Raw genomic sequence first — 22,960 nt, forward strand, 5'->3', positions numbered from 1 at the left:
GTTAAGTCCATCATTTTTCTCCTATAAATTGCGTTTTATTATTTCTCAGTAATTTAGCAATAATCAAACACGCATAAACGACACATAATAATAAGAAACTATTTCCACATTTGACTAATAAGGTTTTATCGCCGTATAACACAACAGGGATTGCAAGTACGGCGACTTTGGCAATATCTTCTAAAATTTTCGCCCACGCTTCAATAGTTTCAATCGTATTGGGTAAACTTAATAAATTCCACATTGCAACATCTCCTTTTGATATTTAATGTCGCAAGTCTATACCAAATTATTCCCCTTGAAATATTGAGATCTCAATTAGTCGATCAAGATCACAAAATAAATTTACTGCTTTAACGTTTCTGCAAATAAACCCATTTTTTCAAGCATTGCAAAATCGCCTTTTTGCACAATCTGCCCCTGTTTCATTACCCAAATTTGATCGCATTGTTTGAGATCTTCAATACGGTGGGTGATCATTAGGGTGGTTTGCTCTCGACTGAGATTGTGCAAGGCGGCTAAAACCTGCTGTTCCGACTGCATATCAAGGCTGGCGGTAGGTTCATCTAATAAAAGTAGCTGATAAGGTCGCAACAAGGCTCGGGCGATGGCAATCCGTTGGGCTTGCCCGCCAGAAATGCCTGCGTTGCCGTCTTGCACTTGACGATCAAAACCAAGCCGATAGACAAATTCATCGGCTTTGGATAATGCTAACGCCCGCTCTAATTCGGCATCGGACACATTCGGATTACCGAGCAAAATGTTCTCTTTGAGCGTGCCTTTCATCAGTTGCGGATTTTGCCCCACCCACGCCAATTTTTCACGCCACACGGCAAGGTTCAGCTCTCGCAATTCCACCCCGTTAATCGCAAGGCTTCCCTCGTAAGGCAAAAAGCCAAGCAACAGATTCATCAACGAGGTTTTGCCCGCCCCACTCTGCCCGATTAAGGCGATATGCTGATGGGCGTTAATCTCAAAATTAAGGGGCTGCGAAAGGGGCTTACCTTGTGGCGAAAGCACCACACAATCCTTCGCACGGATTGCAAGCGGTTGGTTTGGCAAAAATTTCTGCCCTTCCGCTGGCACTCGCACTTCTTGGCTGAGAAAATCTTCTAAACTGTCCGCCGCCCCAATCGCCGCCGCTTTGTCGTGATAATAAACGCCCAATTCACGCAGGGGTTGGTAAAACTCGGGGGCAAGCATTAGACAGAAAAAGCCGATAAACAGCGACACGCTCGTGCCGTAATCGCCAAAGGTGATTTCCCCCAAATAGTAAAAACCAAAATAGACCGCCATTACCGCTATCGACACCGCCGTAAAAAATTCCAACACGGCGGACGACAAAAACGCCATTTTCAAGACGTCCATTGTGCTAAGGCGAAATTGCTCGGTACTTTGATGAATTTGCTCAGTTTGAGCCTCGGCTTGTCCAAACAGGCGAATGGTTTCCAGCCCTTTCAAGCGGTCTAAAAATTGCCCGCTTAAACGGGATAACGCCCCAATATTGCGTTGGTTGGCTTCGGTCGCTTTAAAACCCGCTAACGCCATAAAAATCGGCAAGAGTGGCAAGGTAACAAAGAGGATTACCCCCGCTGCCCAGTTGAGGGGAAACACAAAACAGAGAATGGCAAGCGGTACGATTAACGATAAAAACTGCTGCGGCAAATAACGGGCGTAGAATTGATGAATGTTATCCACCTGTTCCAACATCATTGTCGCCCAACTGCCGACAGGGCGTTGTGAAATGGACATCGGTCCTGCAAGGGAAAGTTTTTCGATCACTAATTTTCGCAAATGCAAACGTAAAGTCTGCCCCGCATTAAAACCTGCTCGCTCTCGCCCCCAAATCAGCACCGCTCGCCCCACAAAACAGCCAAACAGGGCAACAATTTGCCAGAGAAAATCGCTCGGCAACTGTTTTTGCACAATCATTTTTTCCAACATTGAGGCAAGCAAGCCCATTTGGGCGATCATCAAAATCGCACTCAATCCGCCCAGTAGCACATTCAAATAGAGCCACTTTTTGACGACTTTTTGTTGCTGCCGCAACCATTTTTGCAGGTATTTTTGTCGCTGTTTTTCCATTTTGCGTTTTCGTTTTCTTCTCAATGGGTTAGAAGTATAATGCAAAACCGATTTCAATCCCAACCATAGAGGAAAAATAATGAAAACTATTGAGCAATTTGTGCAACTTATCGCTCGTTTGCGTGATCCTGAAAACGGCTGCCCTTGGGATTTAAAACAAGATTTTAACTCAATGCTTCCCCATTTATTAGAAGAAACTTACGAAGTTGCCGAAGCGATTCAACAGCAGGATCGCACCGCTTTACGCGAGGAATTGGGCGATTTGTTGCTACAAGTGGTATTTCTTAGCCAGTTGGCGAGCGAGGAAGGAACTTTCACTTTTCAAGACGTACTAAACGACATTCACGACAAAATGATTTACCGCCACCCCCACGTTTTTGGCGATAAATCCGCCCAAAATAGCGAAGAAGCCCTCAAAAATTGGGAAGAGCAAAAAGCCAAAGAAAAAGCAAAAAATACGAAACATCATTCCATTTTAGATGATTTACCTTTCGCCCTGCCTGCCCTCACCCGAGCCAATAAATTGCAAAATCGTTGTGCCAAAGTCGGTTTTGACTGGAAAAATCCGCAGGACGTGCTTGCCAAAGTGGAAGAAGAACTCGCCGAAGTGAAAGCAGAAATGGCGGATTTTCCACAAGGAGCCAGCCAACTAGAAGAAGAGTTGGGGGATTTGATGTTCGCCACCGTTAATCTCTGCCGTCATTACAAAATTGACGCAGAAACCAGTTTACGCAATGCCAATCTTAAATTTGAAAAGCGGTTTAGAAAGGTGGAACAAGCGGTGCGATCCCAAGGAAAAAAGGTGAAAGATTGTACCCTCGCCGAACTTGATGCGGTTTGGGAGCAGATAAAAAATGTAGAACAAATTGACAAAAATTGCTAAAATCGCCACACAAAACGACATTGTCAATGAAACTTGAATTTTCGTTTACAGAAAAACAACACTAGTCGAAAAATAGGAACAACTATGCCAAAGATTTTATTAGTTGATGACGATATTGAATTAACCGAACTACTCGCCGAATTGCTTGCCCTCGAAGGCTTTGATATTCACGTGGTGCATAATGGGCAAGAGGCATTGAACGAGCTAGAATTACAATCCTACGATCTGATTTTGCTAGATGTGATGATGCCCGTTCTCAACGGCATTGAAACCCTCAAACAACTGCGTCAGAAATATGCCGTTCCCGTGTTAATGTTGAGTGCCAGAGATGATCAAATCGACCGTGTTCTCGGCTTAGAACTGGGTGCGGACGACTATCTACCAAAACCATTCAACGACCGTGAATTAGTCGCTCGAATCAAAGCGATTTTACGCCGTGCCAATATGCAAACCCCATTGCATTTGGAATTGCAATCAATCAACACCGAAGATAACGGCAAACAGCTCTCGTTCGGGGGGGTTGATCTTCACCCTGGTCGCCAACAAGAGATTTTTGAGGGCAAGGATCTCGACCTCACTGGCACGGAATTTGCTCTATTACAAATGTTAATGCGTAACCCAGGGCAGATTCTCTCGCGTGAGCTGTTGAGCCTTGAAATCCTTGGCAAACGCCTCACCCCTTACGACCGTGCGATTGATATGCATATCTCAAATCTGCGTAAAAAATTGCCAGAGCGTAACGATAATTTACCTTGGTTCAAAACCTTGCGTGGTCGGGGTTATTTACTGGTTACGGAAAAATAAATCACTCAATCCCTCGTTTTACGAGGGATTTTTCTACTCACTTCTTTCAACATTTCAACCCAATGAAAAAAATATTCGCCCTGTTCGGCTCGATCCGACAATACCTCACCTACCAAATTTTCGCCTATTTTGGCTTAGTGTTTGTGATAATGCTCGCCATTGCCTTTATTTTGCCAAAACTCGATGCCCGTGCATTCAGCCATTTGGAAACCGATGAAAAAGCCTTTTATCAGCAAGAAAGCCAAACTCTGCTCAACAAATACAATATGGACGAAGTATTTGAGCGGAAACTCGCCCTTGACAGCCCGAATGGCTTGAATTTGATCGTATTTGATCCGAAAACCAGCATTTTTATCGGGGCTTCGCCAAAACAAGTGAAACCTTTGCAGGTGTTTATCTACCGCGCCCACAGCCCCGAACAGCCCCTACGCCGAATGTTCGACAACATCGAAATTTACGGGCCGTTTTCGGTGAAATCCGCCCAACGTGAGTATTATCACTACTTCGTCAAAACCGTTGATCCGCAACAAGAGCTGTTTAACATCTTCTTTGATTCACCGTGGCTAATGCTTTTCATCTTGCTAGCGGTCAGTATTCCAATCCTTTTTTGGCTTTCTTACAAAATCGCCCAACCCGTCCACGCCCTACGCCTGTCGGCGAATGCGGTGGCTTCGGGCAATTTGGCGATCAATCCCGAACTCGAAAACGGCTCAATTTACGAAATTCGAGAGGTGGGCAGAAGTTTCAACCAGATGATTCAATCCCTGCAACAACTTCGCCTGCACCAACAGCGATTGCTGTCGGACATTTCCCACGAGCTAAAAACACCGCTTGCGAGAATGCAACTCGCCACCGCCATTCTTCGCCACCGTTCGGGGGAATCGAACGAACTGACACGGATTGAGAACGAAATCCAAAAACTGAACGCAATGGTGCTGGATCTGCTTTCCCTCTCTCGCCAAGAATTGAACCAGCACCTCACCCGTGAGATTTTCCCTATCGAACAGATTTGGCAAACGGTGCTAGACGATGCCAATTTTGAAACGGAACAAAACGGCATTATGTTGCTGATCCGCAACCGCATTTTTTCGTCCAAACCAAATTTAATCAACGGCAACGCCAACATTTTGGCAAGTGCGGTGGAAAATGTGATCCGCAACGCCCAAAAATACGCCAACCAACGGATCAGCGTAATGCTCTACCTCGACAAACAAACCCTTGTGATTGCGATTGAAGACGACGGCGAAGGCGTGCCGGAACACGAATACGAACAAATTTTCCGCCCGTTCTACCGCGTTGATGAAGCCCGTGCCAGACAAACAGGCGGCACAGGCTTAGGACTCGCCATCGTGCAAAACGCCATCCAACAACACAACGGCACTGTCGCCGCCTCAAAAAGCCAACTCGGTGGTTTAAAAGTCGAAATTCGGCTACCGCTTTGGATTGAGTGATACAAGGGGTGGGATTTTGGGAAATTTCGTTGTTCATTTGTAACAAAGGCGGATATAAAATCCGCCTTTACAAATTATTATCTCGCTCGATCAAACTTCCCCCGTCACTTTGCGTTGAGCGGTTTCGTCAATTTCAAAATAAAAGGACGCCAGCGTGGCGTCCCTACCGTAGGGACGCGATGCTCGCGTCCCCAAATTTTCAAAAGCAAGCGGTAAGATTTTTTAAAATTTCTCTTATCCTTAGTTTTCCTATCCCCAAAATAAAAAGCGAACCGCCAAAACGATTCGCTTTTTATCAAAATAAGATGAGCCGGTCGATAAGCCGAGTTCTGTCGTGGACAATCATTCATCTAGACGTACGTTCGCACGCACGTTCAAGCAACCTACCCGAACTCTGAGCGGGCAACCCATTGAGTTCCTATTTGGTCTTGCTACGAGTGGAGTTTACCCTGCTGTGGAATGTTACCACCCACACGGTGCGCTCTTACCGCACCCTTTCACCCTTACCGAAATATCGGCGGTCTGCTCTCTGTTGCACTGGTCGTAGGCTCACGCCCCCCAGACGTTATCTGGCACTCTGCCCTGTGTAGCTCGGACTTTCCTCTCGTTCACTTGTCCCCTAGTTCTCGCAAAGCGAATTTGAGGGCTTCAATAAACCAGCGATTGTCTAACCGACTCAGGGGGCGGATTATATCCTCTTTATTCCCTTTTTGCAAAAATCAAATTTAATATTCTCAAGAACATAAAATCCCACCCCTTGCATATCCTTCCTGAAAAGCGTATCTTTCCGCCAAATTTCCTTTTCCGACTCTCATCACAATGCTTGACCTCAAAACCCAACTTGCCGATTTTAATCAACAGCAAAAAAATGATTTTGCTCAATCTGATATTTTTGATCTATTGCATCAACGCAGCGATTTTTACGATCAACTTTTGATCCAACTTTGGCAAGAATATGGCTTGACGGAACGGGCGGATCTTGCCTTGATTGCGGTGGGAGGCTATGGGCGGAAAGAGATGTTTCCGCTGTCGGATTTGGATATTTTAGTGCTGACCGAGAATCCAGTTGATGAACGAACGCGAAATCAGCTTAATCAACTGTTCAATCAGCTTTGGGATAGTAAATTTCAGCTCGGCACGGCGATTCGTACGGTGGCGGAAAGTGTTGAAATTGGGCGGGCGGAAATTTCGGTGGCGACCAATATGCTGGAAAGCCGTTTTATTACGGGCAATTTTGCCTTGTGGCAGCAACTTTCCAATGCGATGCAACAAGCAGATTTTTGGCGAATCGAGGATTTTTTCGCGGCAAAAATCGCTGAAAAAAACGAGCGTTACGCCCGTTATCACAACACCAGCTACAACCTCGAACCCGACCTCAAACATAGCCCAGGTGGATTGCGAGATCTGCACCTGATTGGCTGGATTATGCTACGCCATTACGGCACTTATTCCTTTGAGGATCTGCTACGGCGGGGGATTTTATTCCCCGAAGAATACAAAGAATTGAGCCACGCCCAAGCGGTGCTGTTTCGTATGCGGTTTGGCTTGCACCTGCAACTGAAACGCTACGACAACCGCCTACGCTTTGATCGCCAACTGCAATTAAGCGAACAGTTGGGCTATCAAGGTTCGGATAATCAAGCGGTGGAAGCGATGATGAAAGCCTTTTTCCAAGCGACCCAATCGATCTCGCAACTTAGCCAACTGCTGTTGGATAACTTTAAACGCACGGTGTTGCTACCACCAAAATTAGCCGAAAGGCAACCGCTTGACCCCCATTATTTTGTGCAAGATAACGTTATTTTCGCCGAAGATTACGCCATTTTTGAGCAAAAACCTTATACAATTTTAGATCTGTTTTTACATCTCTGCCAAAACCCTAACAGCTCACCAAGCGTTACAACGCTACGCTTTTTACGGTTAAGTCTGCAAAAATTGCGTTCGCCATTAAGCGAATGTCCGCAAGCTCGTCAGCGATTTATCCAACTTTTTTCCCAACCCAACCCGATTTCACGGGCGATTGTGCCAATGCACCAACTCGGTGTACTCGACCGCTATTTACCCCAATGGCACGCAATCAAAGGCTTAATGCAATTTGATCTTTTCCATATTTACACCGTTGATGAACATACGGTGCAGGTAATGTTACAGCTCGAAAGTTTTTTAGCGGAAAAATCGGCTCAAACCCACCCGCTTTGTTCGGCGTTATTTACGCAATCAACTCATCGCCCTCTGCTCTATTTAGCTGGGCTATTCCACGATATTGCCAAGGGACGAAATGGCGATCACGCCACACTCGGGGCGGTGGATATGTATGAATTTGCGATTCAGCACGATTTCAGCCCTGAACAGGCGGAACAAATGGCGTGGCTAGTGCGAGAGCATTTGACGATGTCAATTACCGCCCAACGCAGGGATATTCACGATCCTGCGGTGATTGAGCAATTTGCTCAAATTGTCGAAAATCAGACCGCTTTAAGCGATTTAGTCTGCCTGACCGTTGCCGATATTAAAGCCACCAACGAAACCTTGTGGAACGATTGGAAACGTTCCCTATTCACCCAACTCTACCAATTAACCGCTCAACAGCTCAACAAGCGGTTAGATTATCAACAAATTGCTCAACAGCACCGCTTGCAAGCGTTGGAATTGATAAAATTTACCCTCACCCCAAGCCAACACAAGCTGCTACGCGATTTTTGGCAGCCTTGCCCCGAGAGCTATTTTTTACGCAACACGCCGAAACAGTTGGTTTGGCACGCCCTCGCCTATTTAAAAACGCCAAAGCGACCGCTTGTGTTGGTCAGCAACGAACACGCACGTGGGGCGACCGAAATTTTTATTCATTGTGATGATCAACCGCAACTTTTTGCCCGTATTGCTCAACTGTTAAGCAGCAAAAAAGTGAGTATCCACGATGCACAAATTATTACGTCAGAATCAGGGTTGGTGTTCGACAGCTTTATCATTACTGAATTGAACGGCAAAGGGCTGGATAATTTGCGTAGCGAGCAAATTCAACAAGCATTACAAAAGGCATTGACTGAACCCACACCGTTCAAACCAAGCCGTAAACCAATTAAGCACCAAACCTTCAAACGCCAAACCAAAATCCGCTTTTTGGCAAATTCTCAACCCAATCAAACGGCATTTGAGCTATTCACCCTCGACCGAGAGGGCTTACTGGCTCAAATCAGCCATATTTTCAACCAACTGAATTTAATTTTACTAAACGCCAAAATATCCACCATTGGCGAACGGGTAGAAGATTTCTTCGTTGTGGCAACAGCTGATCAACAAGCTCTTTCAGCGGAACAGCAAAAGGAATTAAGCGAAAAATTATTGAGTGAGTTGGGTGGGGAATAATAAATCGAAAGGGGATAAAATATATCCCCTCTTGGAATAAGAAATTAAGGACGAATATCGATTACAGGATCTTCCTTTCTAGACTCTAATAATTTTTTTAGCCATTGATCATCTGTATCACTTTCATTAGAAAATAGATCAACATTAGGATTCACATTTTTATTCGTAATTCCTATCCAGTTAGCTAAACCTTCTGTAAATCTCATTCCTGATTTGAAAACAGTATAGACATTTCTTTCATTATCGTCAGAAGATATTTTAAATAAAGGAACTGTTAATTGTTCTCTTAATTTATTATGTAACATTCTGATTTTATTATTTTCTACCGTAGTATGGTTTAAACCGTGATCAGAAAAATAAACCATTGAGAACGTTCTTCCAGTATTGTTTTTCTCAGCAACTAACATTTGATAAACTTTTGAAATAAAATCATCCGTTTTTCTTATAGATGAGATATAACAATTGATTTCCCGATACTCTGGTTTAACCTCAGAATCCTTAAAAATCTTAGGATATCCAGCTAATCGATCACAAGGATTTGGATGACTACCATATAAATGCAATACAATAAATCGTTTTTTTGAAGATTTTTTATTTAAAACATCCTTAAATTTGGGTAATAACTCGTTATCACTGGTATTTTTTGCACGATAATCGCCCCACTTTAAGAAAATTTTATTCTCACTTTTCTTAGCTAATGCAGCAATAGGTGTATCTAATCCACTTAAATAACCTTGGTTAGAAATCCAATAAGTTTCTATTCCTGCTGATTTAATTAGATCTATCAAAGAAAAATTATATTGTTCGGTTTGTTTTTCATAGTTTGGCTTTGTAAGCATTAGCTTTAATGCAGCTGCCGTAGTTTCCCTTGGCGATGTAAAGCCATTTATCAAAACACCATTTGAATTACTCATAAAAGGAGTATTTTCTACGGGATAGCCATAAGCATTGTGATAATCTCTTCTTGCACTTTCACCGATAATCAGAACGTAATCATCATATTTTGAGCTATCATTTAACTTACTTTGTCCCCAATCACTTTTTATTGCAAGCCCATTTAAAACATTAAGTTCTTTAATTACTTTACTCAATTCAGTTACAAACTTATCTTGAAAAGATATTAAATTTTTTGGAAGTAAAAAAACGATTAAAGCTAATAATACAATTGGCTGCCCTTTCTTCAAGATCTTTCTATCTGATAAAAAGAACCTTGATATAACAAAGAAAGGAATGCATAAGAAAGAATAGAGATAAAGTTTAGAAGGGATATTCTTTAAGAACTCTTTTGCTTCTGTAACATCAGTTGCAAATACAGAAATAATACTTTCATAAGAAGGTTGTCCATAAAGAGAACCAATAGGAATATATAGTGCCAATAAGATAAGAACAGGGAAAATAACACCCCAATAAACAAACTTGTTTATGTTAGAAATTAAGATAATAACACTTAGAATAAAAACATCATATAAAGAAGGTGTTTTAGAACCATTTAATCCTTTAAAAATCCAGAAACATCCTAAAAAGATTAAACTAAATGAAATAACAAATAATACTGTCTCTACGAATTTGTTTGTTTGTTTGTTTGTTTGTTTGTTTGTTTGTTTGTTTGTTTGTTTGTTTGTTTAGCATTGTAAGTCCTTTCTATAAAAATAAAAGAAGAAAGAAGCCTTATTTAAAAAATAAGACTTCTTAATCAATAATTTAGAAAATCACACTACGATGATTTCAACAATCCCGAAGAACCTTCCGAATAATCTTTTGGTTGATCTTCTTGACTTTGCTCTTCTTTAACGACTTCTAAACGAGCCTGTTCAAAAAACTCAATTTTTGATTCCGTTGGTAGCAAAGTTTCTGAACCTTGTGCCAAGTGGGTGTAGAGTTTTTTGTAGTCTTCTGCTAAAGTCGCTAATAACGTCGCAGATTGCTGGAAATGTTGTTCCAACTGCACTTTTTGCTCTGCCACTTGTGCTTTTGTAGCTTTTAGCTCGCTTTCAATTTGGATTTGCTTTTGCACGTTGCCTTTCATCATTCGCAACACGACAAATCCCACCACAAGACCAACGATGAACGCCGCAATAATGGCTGTCCAAACATTTCCTGACCATTGTTCCATTTGTTTTCTCCTATCTTGAAAATAAAGGGATAAATACCCGCTTGTTTTGTATCATTTTTCACAAAAAATAGAAAGCAAAAATCGAATTCCGTTGCTAAAAATGTGAATGAGCTAACATTTTTCAAAATTTTGTGCAAAAAGTGTTAGCTTTTTTGCCAGAAATCTGTATAATTCGCCCACCCTGTTTTTGCTTGGTTTTCCCGCCAAGCAAGTTTGGTCAGAATTGACTCGAAGGGGTCGGATTCTTACCGTATTAGGTAATATCCTGTTGGATATTGGGTTTAACTTTAAATTTTGGTATTTAAAATAATGAAAACTTTTGTAGCAAAACCAGAAACCGTAAAACGTGACTGGTATGTAGTAGATGCGACAGGTAAAACTTTGGGTCGTTTAGCTACTGAATTAGCACGTCGTCTTCGTGGTAAACACAAGGCTGAGTACACTCCACACGTTGATACAGGTGATTACATCATCGTGATCAATGCGGAAAAAGTAGCTGTAACTGGCAAAAAAGAAACAGACAAAATCTACTACTGGCACACTGGCTATGTAGGTGGTATCAAAGATGCAACCTTCAAAGAAATGATTGCTCGCCGTCCAGAAGCAGTGATTGAGATCGCAGTTAAAGGTATGTTACCGAAAGGTCCATTAGGTCGTGAAATGTTCCGTAAATTAAAAGTTTACGCAGGTAGCGAACATAACCACGCTGCACAACAACCACAAGTTTTAGATATCTAATCACGGAGCATAAAAATGACAGCAGCAAATCAAAACTACGGCACAGGTCGCCGCAAAAGCTCTTCAGCTCGTGTATTTATCAAACCGGGCAGTGGTAACATCACTATCAACCAACGTTCATTAGACGTATATTTCGGTCGTGAAACTGCACGAATGATCGTACGTCAGCCATTAGAATTGGTTGAATTAACTGAAAAATTAGATCTTTACATCACAGTTAAAGGTGGTGGTATCTCAGGTCAAGCAGGTGCAATCCGTCACGGTATTACGCGTGCATTGATCGAATACGATGAAACTTTACGTCCAGCGTTACGTGCTGCGGGCTTTGTTACCCGTGATGCACGCCGTGTTGAACGTAAAAAAGTGGGTTTACACAAAGCACGTCGTCGCCCACAATACTCAAAACGTTAATTTTATTTTCGTTTCAAGAAAGGCAGGATTATTCCTGCCTTTTTCGTATCTTACTTTTAAGGTTATTTTATGTCATACAAACATTTAGATTATCGTCCCGAAGTGGATGGCTTACGAGCCTTAGCAATATTATCTGTTTTTATTTATCACTTAAATCCAAGCTGGCTTGCTGGTGGATTTTTAGGGGTAGATATTTTCTTTGTGATCTCGGGTTATTTAATTACTCGTATCATTACTAATGAAATGGCAAGCGGTCAGTTTTCCTTTAAAACCTTCTACCAACGAAGAATAAAACGTATTTACCCTGTTTTCATTTTGGTTGTAGCTCTCGCTTCTATTTTCTCATCAATGTTCTTTATTCGCTCCGAAGGTGAATTATTGCGTAAAACAATCGAGTTAGCCCCCGTCTTTGCATCAAATTTTTATCTTGCCTATCGACAAGGTTATTGGGATATGAGTGCTAATGAAAATCCTATTTTACATTTATGGTCGTTAGCCGTAGAAGAACAGTATTATCTTTTCTTTCCTATTATTCTATTTTTTGCTTTCAAAAAAACAAAAAATACGGCAGTTTTTATGAAAGTGGTAATCGGTCTATTTGTATTTTTTATGCTTACAAATTTCATACCTCAAACCGCTTATGAAAAAATCGGTATTTATAATATCTACTATACATCTAACTTACGTTTTCCAGAATTATTAGTAGGTTCTTTTATTGCCTTATTACCGAGATCATCTAACCAAAATAAAAATACAGCCATTAGTCTAATAAGTTTATTTGGACTTTTGCTATGCTTATTTCTTTTTAATAAAGATCTGCCTTATTTGGTTGGTGTAGCAATACTACTCCCCTGCTTTCTCACTGCTTCGCTTATTTATAGCACGCAAACTAGCAATATTATTAAAAAAGTATTTTCTTTTAAACCAATGGTATGGGTAGGTAAATTATCTTATTCTCTCTATCTCTTTCATTGGTTATTTATTGCAATTGCTCACTATATTACAGGAACAAATACATTATCAAAAAATATAGTTTTATTCATTATTGCTGCTACATTTATTTGTTCTATTGTAAGTTACTATCTACTTGAACAACCATTAAGAAAATCTAAGCTAAATTTCAAACAAGCGGTTATTTTGCTTTATTTTATTCCTTCTCTTTCCGTAATCGGTTATAATATTATGGCAAAGAAATGGGTAATGGAAAGAACAAATTATGCCAATAATGAAGTGGCACAAGATGAAGTAGAAAACGCCCTACCTACCTACCTACCTACCTACCTACCGCCTAACATAGCATTAATTGGCGACTCCCACGCTGGGCACCTCCAACCATTCTTAGATTATGTCGGCAACAAAGAAGGTTGGAAAGCAACTTTCTTAGAGCCTGAAATTCGCTGCTATGATTTAAATGCACAAGAACCATTGGCTAAATTAAGTGCAGAAGATAAACAATTATGCCAAAGCCAAAGATTAAATGATTATTCTGTTATTTTTGTCTCAATGTTCTATAATTTAAAACGAGGAACAGAACCACTTCCTCGTATTACCGCTCGTGAATTTAAAGTAGAGAATTTTGATGAAAAATTAAAGGCAATGTTGGTGGAATTAGCTAAAACTAAAAAAGTTTATATTTTCGCTGATATAAAAGTGGCTAATCGCTCTCCTCTACGCTCCCTATTTTTAGCAAAATATGGTTTAGATAAATTTCTTGATCCTCTTCAAGAATTGGGGAATACGACAAAAACAAATGAAGATCTTCGACAATTAGTTAAAGATATACCCAATGTCGAATTTATTGATCCAACAAAATATCTACCAGAGGGCTATTTACTCAATGGCAGATCACTTTATATCGATCAAGATCATCTTTCTAAATTTGGTTCGCTTCAAATGGGTAAAAACTTTGCCCAGCAAGCCACACTAATTAGTGAAGATGTGCGAGAAAAATGGTTGAAAACAGCGAAATAACTTCTTAGAATTACCATCAAATTTACTCTTAACAGCCGTGAAAACGGCTGTTTTTATTTAAGGATTTCCTATGTTAGCAATAATTTCCCCCGCCAAAACCCTCGATTTTGACACCCCTACCCCCGATTTTGCGTTTTCTTTGCCTGATCTGACCGCTTACAGCGAGCAGTTGGCGGAAATTTGTCGGCAATTTAGCCCTGCGGAATTGGGGTCGTTGATGTCGATTAGCGATAAATTGGCAAGTTTGAATGTGGCTCGCTTTGCCGAGTGGCAACGAGAACACAATCCGCAAAATGCCAAAATAGCGTTGTTCGCTTTCAAGGGCGATGTTTACACGGGGTTGGAAGCGGAAACCCTTTCGCCTGAACAGGTGGCATTCGCCCAGCAACATTTACGCATTTTGTCGGGGCTTTATGGCTTGTTGCGTCCGCTAGATTTAATGCAGCCCTACCGCCTTGAAATGGGGACGAAACTTGCCAATCAGCAGGGCAAAGATCTCTACCATTTTTGGGGCAATATCATTACTGAACAGTTGCAACAGGCGATTGATCAGCAAGGCGATAACATTTTGGTTAATCTCGCCTCAGACGAATACTACGGGGCGGTTAAGCCACAAAATCTGACTGCTCAAATCATCAAACCGATCTTTTTAGACGAAAAAAACGGCAAATTTAAAGTGATTAGCTTTTACGCCAAAAAAGCCCGTGGAATGATGGTGCGATTTATGTTGGAACAGCAACCGACCAGCGTGGAACAGCTGAAAGCCTTTAATTATGGCGGTTATTGGTTTGACGAAGCGAGTTCGAGCGACACGGAATTCGTTTTCAAGCGTGAGGAACAGCAATGAAATCCCTCAAAATAGCGGTTTTAAGCCTTGTTCTCACCGCTTGCGTGTCAAAATCCCCACAATTTGCCTTGCCTGAACAAGTGAATTTTGACGGGCAAACGTTCGTTAAAGCCACCGATAATCAAATCAGCGAAATGCAACAACTGCTCTATTTACCGCAATCAAGTGAGCAAAATCCGAATAACTGGCAAAAAGGGATTCTGTTTTTTCTGGATAAAAATAGCCAGCAAAAAAGCCTTACTGAACGGATTGCGTTAAGGGAAAAAGCCTTTAAAAAACAAACAGATACCCTCGCCAACGTGGAAATTGTCGGCAACGAATTGCGTAGCGAAGTGGTTTATCCGCCAACGGAACGCTTTAACGATGTGCAGCTAGAAGTTTCCCGAGGGCGTGATCTTGCCTGCGGATTCGGGCAGATGCAATTCTCTGACAAGCGGTCGGTTTCCGCCAAAAAATCGCCCAATCTGACCGCTTACCAATCGCAGGTCGCCAAATTGGCTCAACAATTTGCCGAATTACCGTGGCAGATTGAATGTAAATAACCGAAAAGCCCCATTTGGGGCTTTTCCCCCTACCCTACCGCCCCCAGTTCCGCTAAAATAGCCACCATTTTCACTCAAATTATCGAGAACAAAATGTCGCTCATTTCAACCAAAGATCTTAAATTGCAAGAGCAAGAATTACGTCAAGCGGTCAGTTCCGCTTTATTTTTTGCGGAAAAAGCAGGGGCAACCGCCGAAGTTGCCGTTACCAAAGTGTCGGGCTTGTCGGTTTCCACCCGTTTGGAACAGGTGGAAAATATCGAATTTAATAATGATGGGGCGTTGGGGATTTCCGTCTATCTCGGCAAGCGTAAGGGCAATGCGTCCACCTCGGATTTACAACCACAATCCATTCAGCGTGCGGTGGAATCCGCCCTTGCGATCGCCAAATATACCTCAGAAGACGATTGTGCCGGCTTGGCGGACAAAGAGATGATGGCGTTTGATGCACCGAATTTGGATCTCTATCATCACGCCGAGATCACAGTCGATCAAGCGGTGGCTTTGGCGGTAGAAACCGAACATCACGCTTTGAACGCAGATGAAAAAATCGTCAATAGCGAGGGGGCAACTTTCAATTCCCATAGTGGCGTGCGGGTTTACGGCAACAGCCACGGAATGTTGCAGAGCTACCTTTCTAGCCGTTATTCCCTTTCGTGTAGCGTGATTTCTGCCTTTGAAGATCAACTCGAACGTGATTATGAATATACGATTTCTCGCGAATTTGACCGCTTGCAATCGCCACAATGGGTGGGGCAACAGGCGGCGATCAAGGCGGTGGATCGGCTCAATCCGCAAAAAATTAAAACCTGCGAAGTCCCCGTAATTTTCTACAACGATGTGGCGACAGGCTTAATTGGACATTTGGCAGGGGCAATCAGCGGCGGGGCGTTGTATCGCAAAGCGAGCTTTATGCAAGACAAATTGGGTGAGCAGATTTTGCCCGACTGGTTTGCTATCAGTGAACGACCGCACTTACTGCGTCAGCTTGCTTCCTCGCCGTTTGACAGCGAGGGCGTTCGCACCCAAGCCAGAGAAATCATCACGGGCGGCGTGCTACAAAGCTATTTGATGACCAGTTACAGCGGTCGCAAAATGGGCTTGCAAACCACAGGACACGCAGGCGGAATCCACAACTGGCTAGTGAAACCCAACCGCACGGGCGGACTGCAAACCTTGCTGAATGAAATGGGAACGGGCTTGCTCGTTACCGAAATGCTCGGTAGTGCGATTAACGGCGTAACGGGGGAATATTCCCGTGGGGCGGCAGGTTTTTGGGTCGAAAACGGCGAAATCCAATACCCCGTTGCCGAAATCACCATTGCAGGGCAACTTCAAGAAATGTACCGCCAAATTATCGCCGTGGGCGATGATGTCGAACATCGTTCTAATATTCAAACTGGCTCGATTTTGCTTGAACGAATGAAAGTCTCTGGCGAATAAAACAAGCGGGTAGATTTTAGCAATTTCAGGACGCCAGCGTGGCGTCCCTACCGCAGGTTCGCAATGCTTGCGACCCAAACTCAAAAACAAGGGGATAGATTTTGAAAATTTTTTCAAATCTATCCCCTTGTCATTTAATCAGCAAGAAAAAGTGGCCCTAATGGCGTTTTCGGAATACCAAATTCCACGGGGTAATGGACATCAACCAGATAAAGCCCTTCGGCTTTGGCGGTTGGGGCGGCGAGTTTGCGATCTTTTTGATCGAGCAGCCATTTGATCCAGCTTTCTTCTTGTCGCCCTGCCCCCACTTCTAGCAGGCTACCCACGATGTTTCGCACCATATGATGCACGAACGCATTGGCTTGAATATCCACCACAATATAAGCCCCGAAGCGGTTCACATTGAGATGATGTACATTGCGGTTTGGGCTGTGAGATTGGCATTTTGCGGCACGGAACGAACTGAAATCATTTTCACCGAGCAAAAACTGCCCTGCTCGGTGCATTTTTTCCGCGTCTAACGGCTGATGATAATGGGAAACGCCTTTCGGCAAAATCGCGGATCGCAGATTGTTATTGTAGATAATGTAGCGATAACGGCGGGCGGTGGCACTAAATCGGGCGTGGAAATCGTCTGGCACTTCCACCGCCCATTTCACCGCAACATCATCGGGCAGATGGGCGTTTGTGCCGAAGCACCAACTTTGCAAGGGGCGAACCGCGTCCGTTTCAAAATGCACCACCTGCCCCGTGCCGTGAACGCCAGCGTCCGTCCGCCCTGCACAAAACACTTCGCAGGGGGAATTTGCCACCACCGACAGGGCTTGTTCTAAGGTTTGTTGCACGCTCGGCACGCCCTCTTGCCGTTGCCAGCCGAAGTAGCGACTGCCGTCATACTCAATGCCTAATGCGATTTTCATTGAAATTCCCCCTGCAAGCGGTCTGTTTTCATCAAATTTTACTTGTTGATCAAGGTTAAAAACTCTTTTCGAGTTTCACGATCTTCAAGGAAAACGCCGCCGAATGCAGAGGTTACCGTATAGCTGTTAGTATCTTTCACGCCACGGCATTTTACGCAGAAGTGGGTTGCTTTCACATAAACCGCCACATCGTCCGTTTCCAAAATGGTTTGGAATGCGGTTAAAAGCTGTTCGGTAAAACGCTCTTGCACCTGCGGACGCTGGGCGAAGAATTGCACCACACGGTTGATTTTGGATAAGCCGATCACCCAATTTTTCGGGTAATACGCCACCGCCACTTTGCCGTCAATCGTAACAAAATGGTGTTCGCAGGTGCTGGTGAGGGTAATATCGTCCACCAACACCATTTCGCTCACTTTCATTTGGTTTTTGATCTTAGTGATTTTCGGGAAAGTCGCGTAATCTAAGCCGCTAAAAATTTCGTCCACATACATTTTGGCAAGGCGGTGTGGGGTTTCTTCAAGGCTGTCATCACGCAGATCCAAGCCTAATAATTCCAACACTGAACGCAAATGTTGCTGAATTTCGGCTCGGCGGCTGTCTTTATCTTTGGTTAATGTAATGGTTGGGGTTTCAATGCCCTTTTCGAGCAAGGCTTGACGCACTTGTTGGGCTTCGAGAGAGAGTTGGCTCATTGATTTTCCTCTAAAATTTAAGGGCGAAATTCTAGCAAATTCACATCAAAAAAAATAGCGGTAAAAGTCGGTTAAATTAGTGTAAAATCGTGCCATTTTCTCACTTTTTGCCAAAATAATGATTTATTACCACTTTAATCAAACGGCGTTTCCTCTTTTGCAGACCCCTTCGGGGCAGGATTTTGTGAAATCCTTGCTTAACACGCAAAATTTTGAAAAATCCGACCGCTTGTTGGGCTTTTCAAAGGGGCGGGGCGTAACGTGGTTTCTTAATACCCAGCCCGAATTGGGGGTAAACAGCGTGCTACGCCACTATTTGCGGGGCGGTTTGTTCGGTAAATTGATTAAACAGCACTACTTTTTTAACGGCTTAGATCGCACCCGTGCAATGCAGGAATTTGCCCTGCTCAATCAAATGGTGGCGTGGAATTTGCCCGTGCCTCGCCCGATTGCGGTTAAAATCGAACGCCGTTTTTGCGTCTATCAAGCGGATATTTTGCTCGAAAAAATCGACCAAACGCAGGATTTGAGCAAATTTTTACAAAACCACCCCCTTGCAACGGCTCAATATCAACAAATCGGCAAGCTAATTCGCCGTTTGCACGATCATCAGGTTCATCATTCCGATCTCAACATTCACAACATTTTGCTTGATGATAAGGGGCAATTTTGGCTGATCGATTTTGATAAATGTGGCATTGCGGACGGCGAAAATTGGAAAGCGGATAACCTCGCTCGCCTGCACCGTTCGTTCTTAAAAGAGCAAAAACGCTTGAATATCCATTTTCAAGAAACGGATTGGCAGGCGTTGCTGTCGGGTTATCAAGAAAACGCTTAACCCTTGCAAAAAATGGCGAAATCTTTACTATGATCCGCCTTAATTTTTTCATTACCTAAATAAAATTCAAATGCACCAAGAAACAACTTCAACCGAAAAGAAAAACACCTATAATTTCAACAAGTTACAAAAACGCCTACGCCGTAATGTGGGCAATGCGATTGCCGATTTCAATATGATTGAGGATGGCGATAAAGTGATGGTTTGCCTTTCAGGGGGCAAAGATAGCTATACGTTGCTTGATATTTTGCTCAATTTACGCCTGAATGCCCCGATCCATTTTGATATTGTGGCGGTGAATCTCGACCAAAAACAACCGGGGTTTCCTGAACATATTTTGCCCCAATACCTCGACAGCATCGGCGTGGATTACAAAATCGTGGAAGAAAACACCTACGGCATTGTGAAAGAGAAAATCCCCGAGGGCAAAACCACTTGTTCGCTCTGCTCTCGCCTACGCCGTGGGATTTTGTACCGCACCGCCACCGAGCTGGGGGCGACCAAAATTGCGTTGGGACACCACCGTGATGATATGCTTGAAACCTTGTTCCTCAATATGTTCTACGGCGGCAAAATGAAAAGTATGCCACCGAAATTGATTAGCGATGACGGCAAACAAATCGTGATCCGACCGCTTGCCTATTGCAAGGAAAAGGATATTGAAAAATATGCGGAAGCGAAGCAGTTCCCGATTATTCCGTGTAATTTGTGCGGTTCGCAGCCGAATTTGCAACGTCAAGTGGTAAAAGAGATGTTGCAAAAGTGGGATCGCCAATACCCAGGGCGAATTGAAACGATGTTTAGTGCCTTGCAAAATATCGTGCCGTCTCATCTTTGCGACCCGAACCTGTTTGATTTTAAAGGCATTAAACGCGGCGAACTACCCGAGGGCATTGAGGGCGATATTGCCTTCGACAAGGCGGAAATCCCTGCCATTCCTGTGGTGCAAGAGGAAGACGAAAGCCCAGACTATACGGAAAACGGCGTGATTCAATTCAAGGCACTCTAAATTTTCAAAAAACAGCCCGCTTGTAAGGAGCATTTTGCTGATAATATCCAAAAGATGATGGAGCAACTGGAATTAGATGGTGTAATGCAAGCAGACGAAACCTTTACTACTATTTCCTATAAAGGACAGCACAAAAATTTTAACCTACCACGCCCACCGCATAAACGAGGAATAGTGTGGCAGCAAAACGTGGTTTAGCCAAACAGCAATTTGCATTCGGGTGTAAATCTCAATAGGCTATGAATTGCTAAGCTAGTAAATTTAGGCCATCCCAATGCAGCGGACTTACGAAAGTGTTAGGCGGTAAAATCGCTCAAGATTCAGTATTTGTAACGGACTCACTCCGCTCTTATTAGAAATTGTCGTTTGATATGGAATTGAATCACATTCGAATTCCAAGAAACAAATACAAAATGCCAAAGTAGAACGATTGAAATTGCTAAACGTCCTACATTGCCGATTTAGGAGACAAAATGAATAACCAAATTTCTATTCAAGATATGCAAAATACATTATTTGAGGGGGATTGTTTGGAAATTATGAAAAAATTTCCTGATAATTCCGTAGATATGGTTTTATGCGATCTGCCTTATGGTACAACTCAGAATAAATGGGATAGCGTAATAGATCTCAATTTATTATGGAAAGAATACAATAGAATTGTTAAATCTAATGGCGCGATTGTTTTAACTTCGCAAGGCATATTCACTGCTAAATTGATCTTATCTAATGAAAAGGATTTTAAGTATAAAATTGTTTGGGAAAAATCAAAACCAACCAATTTTCTGAATGCTAAAAAACAACCTTTACGGAAATATGAAGATGTTTGCGTATTTTATAAGAAACAGCCTACTTATAATCCACAAATGAAACAAGGCGAACCATATAATAAAGGTGTTAGAAAAGATCAGCTAACAGGTAGCTATGGAGACTTTAAACCACAATTAGTAAAAAGTGATGGGGAGCGATACCCAACCGATGTAATTTATTTCAAAACAGCCGAAAGTGAGGGGGAAGTTTTGCACCCAACACAGAAACCTGTTGAGTTGGGACGTTATCTCATTAAAACATATACAAATGAAAACGATCTTATTTTAGATAATACATTTGGAAGTGGAAGTTTTTTAGTTTCAGCCGCATTAGAAAATAGACGTTTCTGTGGAATTGAACAAAATAAAAATGCCACATTATTCAAAGACAAACATATTGATTATATTGATTTAGCTTTAAATAGATTGAATAAAGCTGGTGCAAATGTAAGGGTTGTAAGATGAGTAAAGCAAAATTAAATTACAATGAAAGAGCTTGGGCTATCGATGTAATTAGCCATATCAACTTATTTTGTTCTAAAAATAACTTGTTCGTGAAGAAAGCGGGTGGTGAAAGAACCTTAAAAGATCATAGTAAAAAAAGTCTTTTTCCTGATGTTCTCTTGTATGGTAATGAGAAATTTGGCGATGTTATTCAAGGTTGGGAATTAAAAATGCCTGATACGCCAATTACTGATATAGAACTAATAGAAAATGCACAGTTAAAAGCTAATAAACTTGGATTAAATTCATTTCTTTTGTGGAATGCGAAAGAGGCTGTACTCTATATTAGGGAGAATAATTATTTTTCAATCAATAAAACTTGGGTAGAGTCAGATATTCATAGTAGAGAAGATGTAGAAAATAATCAAGATAAATGGAAATGCATTCTTGAAGATATAATTATCTATATATCACAGATAATTTCTGATTCAAATTATAAAAATGTGGGATTGTTAGAGTTAAGCTCAAATTTATATGTAGATAGTTTGAAAAGTTTTAAACAAGACTTATCTTGCAATTTTGAATCTAGTGCCATTAAAAACTTTGACTTTGATATAGAAATTACTGAGTGGTTTAATGAAAATCCAACAAAAAACGAAAATAAGTATTCTGTACTGGCTGATTTTTCGATTCTTTCTTGGGTAAATAGATTATTATTCTCTCATTATTTGAAAACATTTAACCAAGATGCCGAAATAATTAACAACTTAACTTTAAGTTCGTCTATTGATGATGTCATTGAAACCTTTAAAAAAATTACAGAAAAATGTGATTTTATGAATGTATTTCTATCTAATGTTGGAGATAAATACATTGGAGATAAATTCTTATCGTATTGGTTAGAATTAAATGAGCTATTAAAAGAAATTCGATTTGATAGGATTGATAACAACTACCTGCACAATGTTATTGATTCTGCGTTATTGCATTCAAGGAAGAAAGTTGTTGGACAATTTTCTACCCCAATAAATTTAGCTTATTTTCTTGCAAGTATAACAATTAAAAATCGCACAGCTAATATAATTGATGCCTGCTGCGGAAGCGGTACTATTCCAAAAGTTGTTTACCAAATTAAGAGAGAATGCAAAATTCCACCTAATGAAGCCTTAAATCAAGTATGGGCAAGTGATAAATTCTCATATCCATTACAGCTTTGCTCTATTGCGTTATCAGATCCGCAAGCATTAGGTAATCTTGTTCAAGTATTTCAGAAAGATGTTTTTGAATTGCAGCCAAATACTGAAATTTCCTTTGTAGATCCATTTATAGAACAAACTGTAACAAAAGAACTACCAGTTATGCATGCCGTTATTTCTAATTTACCATTTGTAAGATTTGAAACAGCAGAAATTCCTAATAGGAAGAACTTAAGCAATTTAGGATTAAGCAAAAAGTCGGATTTATATGCTTATATCATTTTTCATCTTTCTAATTTAATTGAAGAAAATGGAAGAATAGGTGTTATTATCTCAAATTCTTGGTTAGCAAACGAATGGGGATAACAATTCAAAGAAAACTTGTTAAAACATTT

20 protein-coding genes, 1 other RNA gene and 1 pseudogene are annotated in these 22,960 nt (G+C 41.7%); 15 read left to right on the forward strand and 7 right to left on the reverse strand.

Annotation, left to right across the window (positions count from 1 at the left end; genetic code table 11):
• Positions 1-10: 10 nt before the first annotated feature.
• Together B0187_RS05770 and cydD are read right to left on the reverse strand one after the other, a co-directional pair.
• On the reverse strand, positions 11-244 hold the full coding sequence (locus tag B0187_RS05770) for a hypothetical protein (RefSeq protein ID WP_078236912.1): 234 nt from the start codon (positions 242-244) through the stop codon (positions 11-13).
• A 101-nt stretch (positions 245-345) separates the two neighbouring features.
• The gene (gene cydD / locus B0187_RS05775; RefSeq protein ID WP_078236913.1) at positions 346-2,085 is read right to left on the reverse strand and encodes a heme ABC transporter permease/ATP-binding protein CydD; all 1,740 of its coding nucleotides are present in this window, start codon (positions 2,083-2,085) and stop codon (positions 346-348) included.
• A gap of 79 nt (positions 2,086-2,164) precedes the next feature.
• Here cydD and mazG point away from each other — a divergent pair, with 79 nt between their 5' ends.
• From mazG to cpxA, 3 genes are all read left to right on the forward strand, one after another.
• Positions 2,165-2,968 carry a nucleoside triphosphate pyrophosphohydrolase gene (gene mazG, locus B0187_RS05780; protein ID WP_078236914.1) on the forward strand — a complete coding sequence of 268 codons (804 nt, stop codon included), beginning with the start codon at positions 2,165-2,167 and terminating at the stop codon, positions 2,966-2,968.
• A gap of 84 nt (positions 2,969-3,052) precedes the next feature.
• Complete coding sequence (locus tag B0187_RS05785) at positions 3,053-3,772, forward strand: response regulator (protein WP_078236915.1); 720 nt, start codon at positions 3,053-3,055, stop codon at positions 3,770-3,772.
• 62 nt (positions 3,773-3,834) lie between these two features.
• On the forward strand, positions 3,835-5,223 hold the full coding sequence (cpxA, locus tag B0187_RS05790) for an envelope stress sensor histidine kinase CpxA (RefSeq protein ID WP_078236916.1): 1,389 nt from the start codon (positions 3,835-3,837) through the stop codon (positions 5,221-5,223).
• A 302-nt stretch (positions 5,224-5,525) separates the two neighbouring features.
• Here the strand turns inward: cpxA and rnpB are convergent.
• Positions 5,526-5,902: RNase P RNA component class A (rnpB, locus tag B0187_RS05795), an RNA gene on the reverse strand.
• A 140-nt stretch (positions 5,903-6,042) separates the two neighbouring features.
• Here rnpB and glnD point away from each other — a divergent pair.
• A complete protein-coding gene (glnD, locus tag B0187_RS05800; protein WP_078236917.1) occupies positions 6,043-8,589 on the forward strand; it encodes a bifunctional uridylyltransferase/uridylyl-removing protein GlnD in 2,547 nt (848 codons plus the stop codon).
• A 44-nt stretch (positions 8,590-8,633) separates the two neighbouring features.
• Here glnD and B0187_RS05805 read toward each other — a convergent pair whose 3' ends face one another.
• Positions 8,634-9,965, reverse strand: a complete 1,332-nt coding sequence (locus tag B0187_RS05805; RefSeq protein WP_245797010.1) for a phosphoethanolamine transferase — start codon at positions 9,963-9,965, stop codon at positions 8,634-8,636.
• A gap of 338 nt (positions 9,966-10,303) precedes the next feature.
• Complete coding sequence (locus B0187_RS05810) at positions 10,304-10,702, reverse strand: Z-ring associated ZapG family protein (RefSeq protein WP_078236919.1); 399 nt, start codon at positions 10,700-10,702, stop codon at positions 10,304-10,306.
• Between the two features lie 309 nt (positions 10,703-11,011).
• Between B0187_RS05810 and rplM the strand changes: the two genes are divergently transcribed.
• The 6 genes from rplM (at position 11,012) to pmbA (ending at position 16,654) form a co-directional block, all read left to right on the forward strand.
• The gene (rplM, locus tag B0187_RS05815; RefSeq protein WP_078236920.1) at positions 11,012-11,440 is read left to right on the forward strand and encodes a 50S ribosomal protein L13; all 429 of its coding nucleotides are present in this window, start codon (positions 11,012-11,014) and stop codon (positions 11,438-11,440) included.
• 15 nt (positions 11,441-11,455) lie between these two features.
• Entirely contained in the window at positions 11,456-11,851 is a 396-nt protein-coding gene (gene rpsI, locus B0187_RS05820) for a 30S ribosomal protein S9 (RefSeq protein WP_078236921.1), read from the forward strand.
• A gap of 69 nt (positions 11,852-11,920) precedes the next feature.
• Complete coding sequence (locus B0187_RS05825) at positions 11,921-13,822, forward strand: acyltransferase family protein (protein ID WP_078236922.1); 1,902 nt, start codon at positions 11,921-11,923, stop codon at positions 13,820-13,822.
• Between the two features lie 70 nt (positions 13,823-13,892).
• Positions 13,893-14,669, forward strand: coding sequence for a peroxide stress protein YaaA (yaaA, locus tag B0187_RS05830; RefSeq protein ID WP_078236923.1), 777 nt, complete (start codon positions 13,893-13,895; stop codon positions 14,667-14,669).
• Entirely contained in the window at positions 14,666-15,211 is a 546-nt protein-coding gene (locus B0187_RS05835; protein ID WP_078236924.1) for an HI_0983 family protein, read from the forward strand. The genes yaaA and B0187_RS05835 overlap by 4 nt, the downstream gene beginning before the upstream one ends.
• A 93-nt stretch (positions 15,212-15,304) precedes the next feature.
• The gene (gene pmbA, locus B0187_RS05840; RefSeq protein WP_078236925.1) at positions 15,305-16,654 is read left to right on the forward strand and encodes a metalloprotease PmbA; all 1,350 of its coding nucleotides are present in this window, start codon (positions 15,305-15,307) and stop codon (positions 16,652-16,654) included.
• A 134-nt stretch (positions 16,655-16,788) separates the two neighbouring features.
• Here the strand turns inward: pmbA and truA are convergent, their stop codons facing one another.
• Together truA and folE are read right to left on the reverse strand one after the other, a co-directional pair.
• Positions 16,789-17,574: a tRNA pseudouridine(38-40) synthase TruA gene (truA, locus tag B0187_RS05845; protein WP_078236926.1), complete on the reverse strand. Its 786-nt coding sequence runs from the start codon at positions 17,572-17,574 to the stop codon at positions 16,789-16,791.
• Positions 17,575-17,612: 38 nt separating this feature from the next.
• On the reverse strand, positions 17,613-18,269 hold the full coding sequence (folE, locus tag B0187_RS05850) for a GTP cyclohydrolase I FolE (RefSeq protein WP_078236927.1): 657 nt from the start codon (positions 18,267-18,269) through the stop codon (positions 17,613-17,615).
• 118 nt (positions 18,270-18,387) lie between these two features.
• Here folE and B0187_RS05855 point away from each other — a divergent pair, with 118 nt between their 5' ends.
• From B0187_RS05855 to B0187_RS05870, 5 genes and pseudogenes are all read left to right on the forward strand, one after another.
• Entirely contained in the window at positions 18,388-19,107 is a 720-nt protein-coding gene (locus B0187_RS05855; RefSeq protein ID WP_078236928.1) for a 3-deoxy-D-manno-octulosonic acid kinase, read from the forward strand.
• 70 nt (positions 19,108-19,177) lie between these two features.
• The gene (gene ttcA, locus B0187_RS05860) at positions 19,178-20,116 is read left to right on the forward strand and encodes a tRNA 2-thiocytidine(32) synthetase TtcA (RefSeq protein ID WP_078236929.1); all 939 of its coding nucleotides are present in this window, start codon (positions 19,178-19,180) and stop codon (positions 20,114-20,116) included.
• Positions 20,117-20,155: 39 nt separating this feature from the next.
• A pseudogene (locus B0187_RS10190) lies at positions 20,156-20,469 on the forward strand (IS1595 family transposase); the annotation flags it as partial.
• 120 nt (positions 20,470-20,589) lie between these two features.
• Positions 20,590-21,390: a DNA-methyltransferase gene (locus B0187_RS05865; protein ID WP_078236930.1), complete on the forward strand. Its 801-nt coding sequence runs from the start codon at positions 20,590-20,592 to the stop codon at positions 21,388-21,390.
• Complete coding sequence (locus tag B0187_RS05870; protein ID WP_078236931.1) at positions 21,387-22,931, forward strand: N-6 DNA methylase; 1,545 nt, start codon at positions 21,387-21,389, stop codon at positions 22,929-22,931. The genes B0187_RS05865 and B0187_RS05870 overlap by 4 nt, the downstream gene beginning before the upstream one ends.
• Positions 22,932-22,960 lie beyond the last annotated feature (29 nt).

Origin of the sequence: Haemophilus paracuniculus (assembly GCF_002015115.1) — a bacterium.
GTDB lineage: Bacteria > Pseudomonadota > Gammaproteobacteria > Enterobacterales > Pasteurellaceae > Haemophilus_E > Haemophilus_E paracuniculus.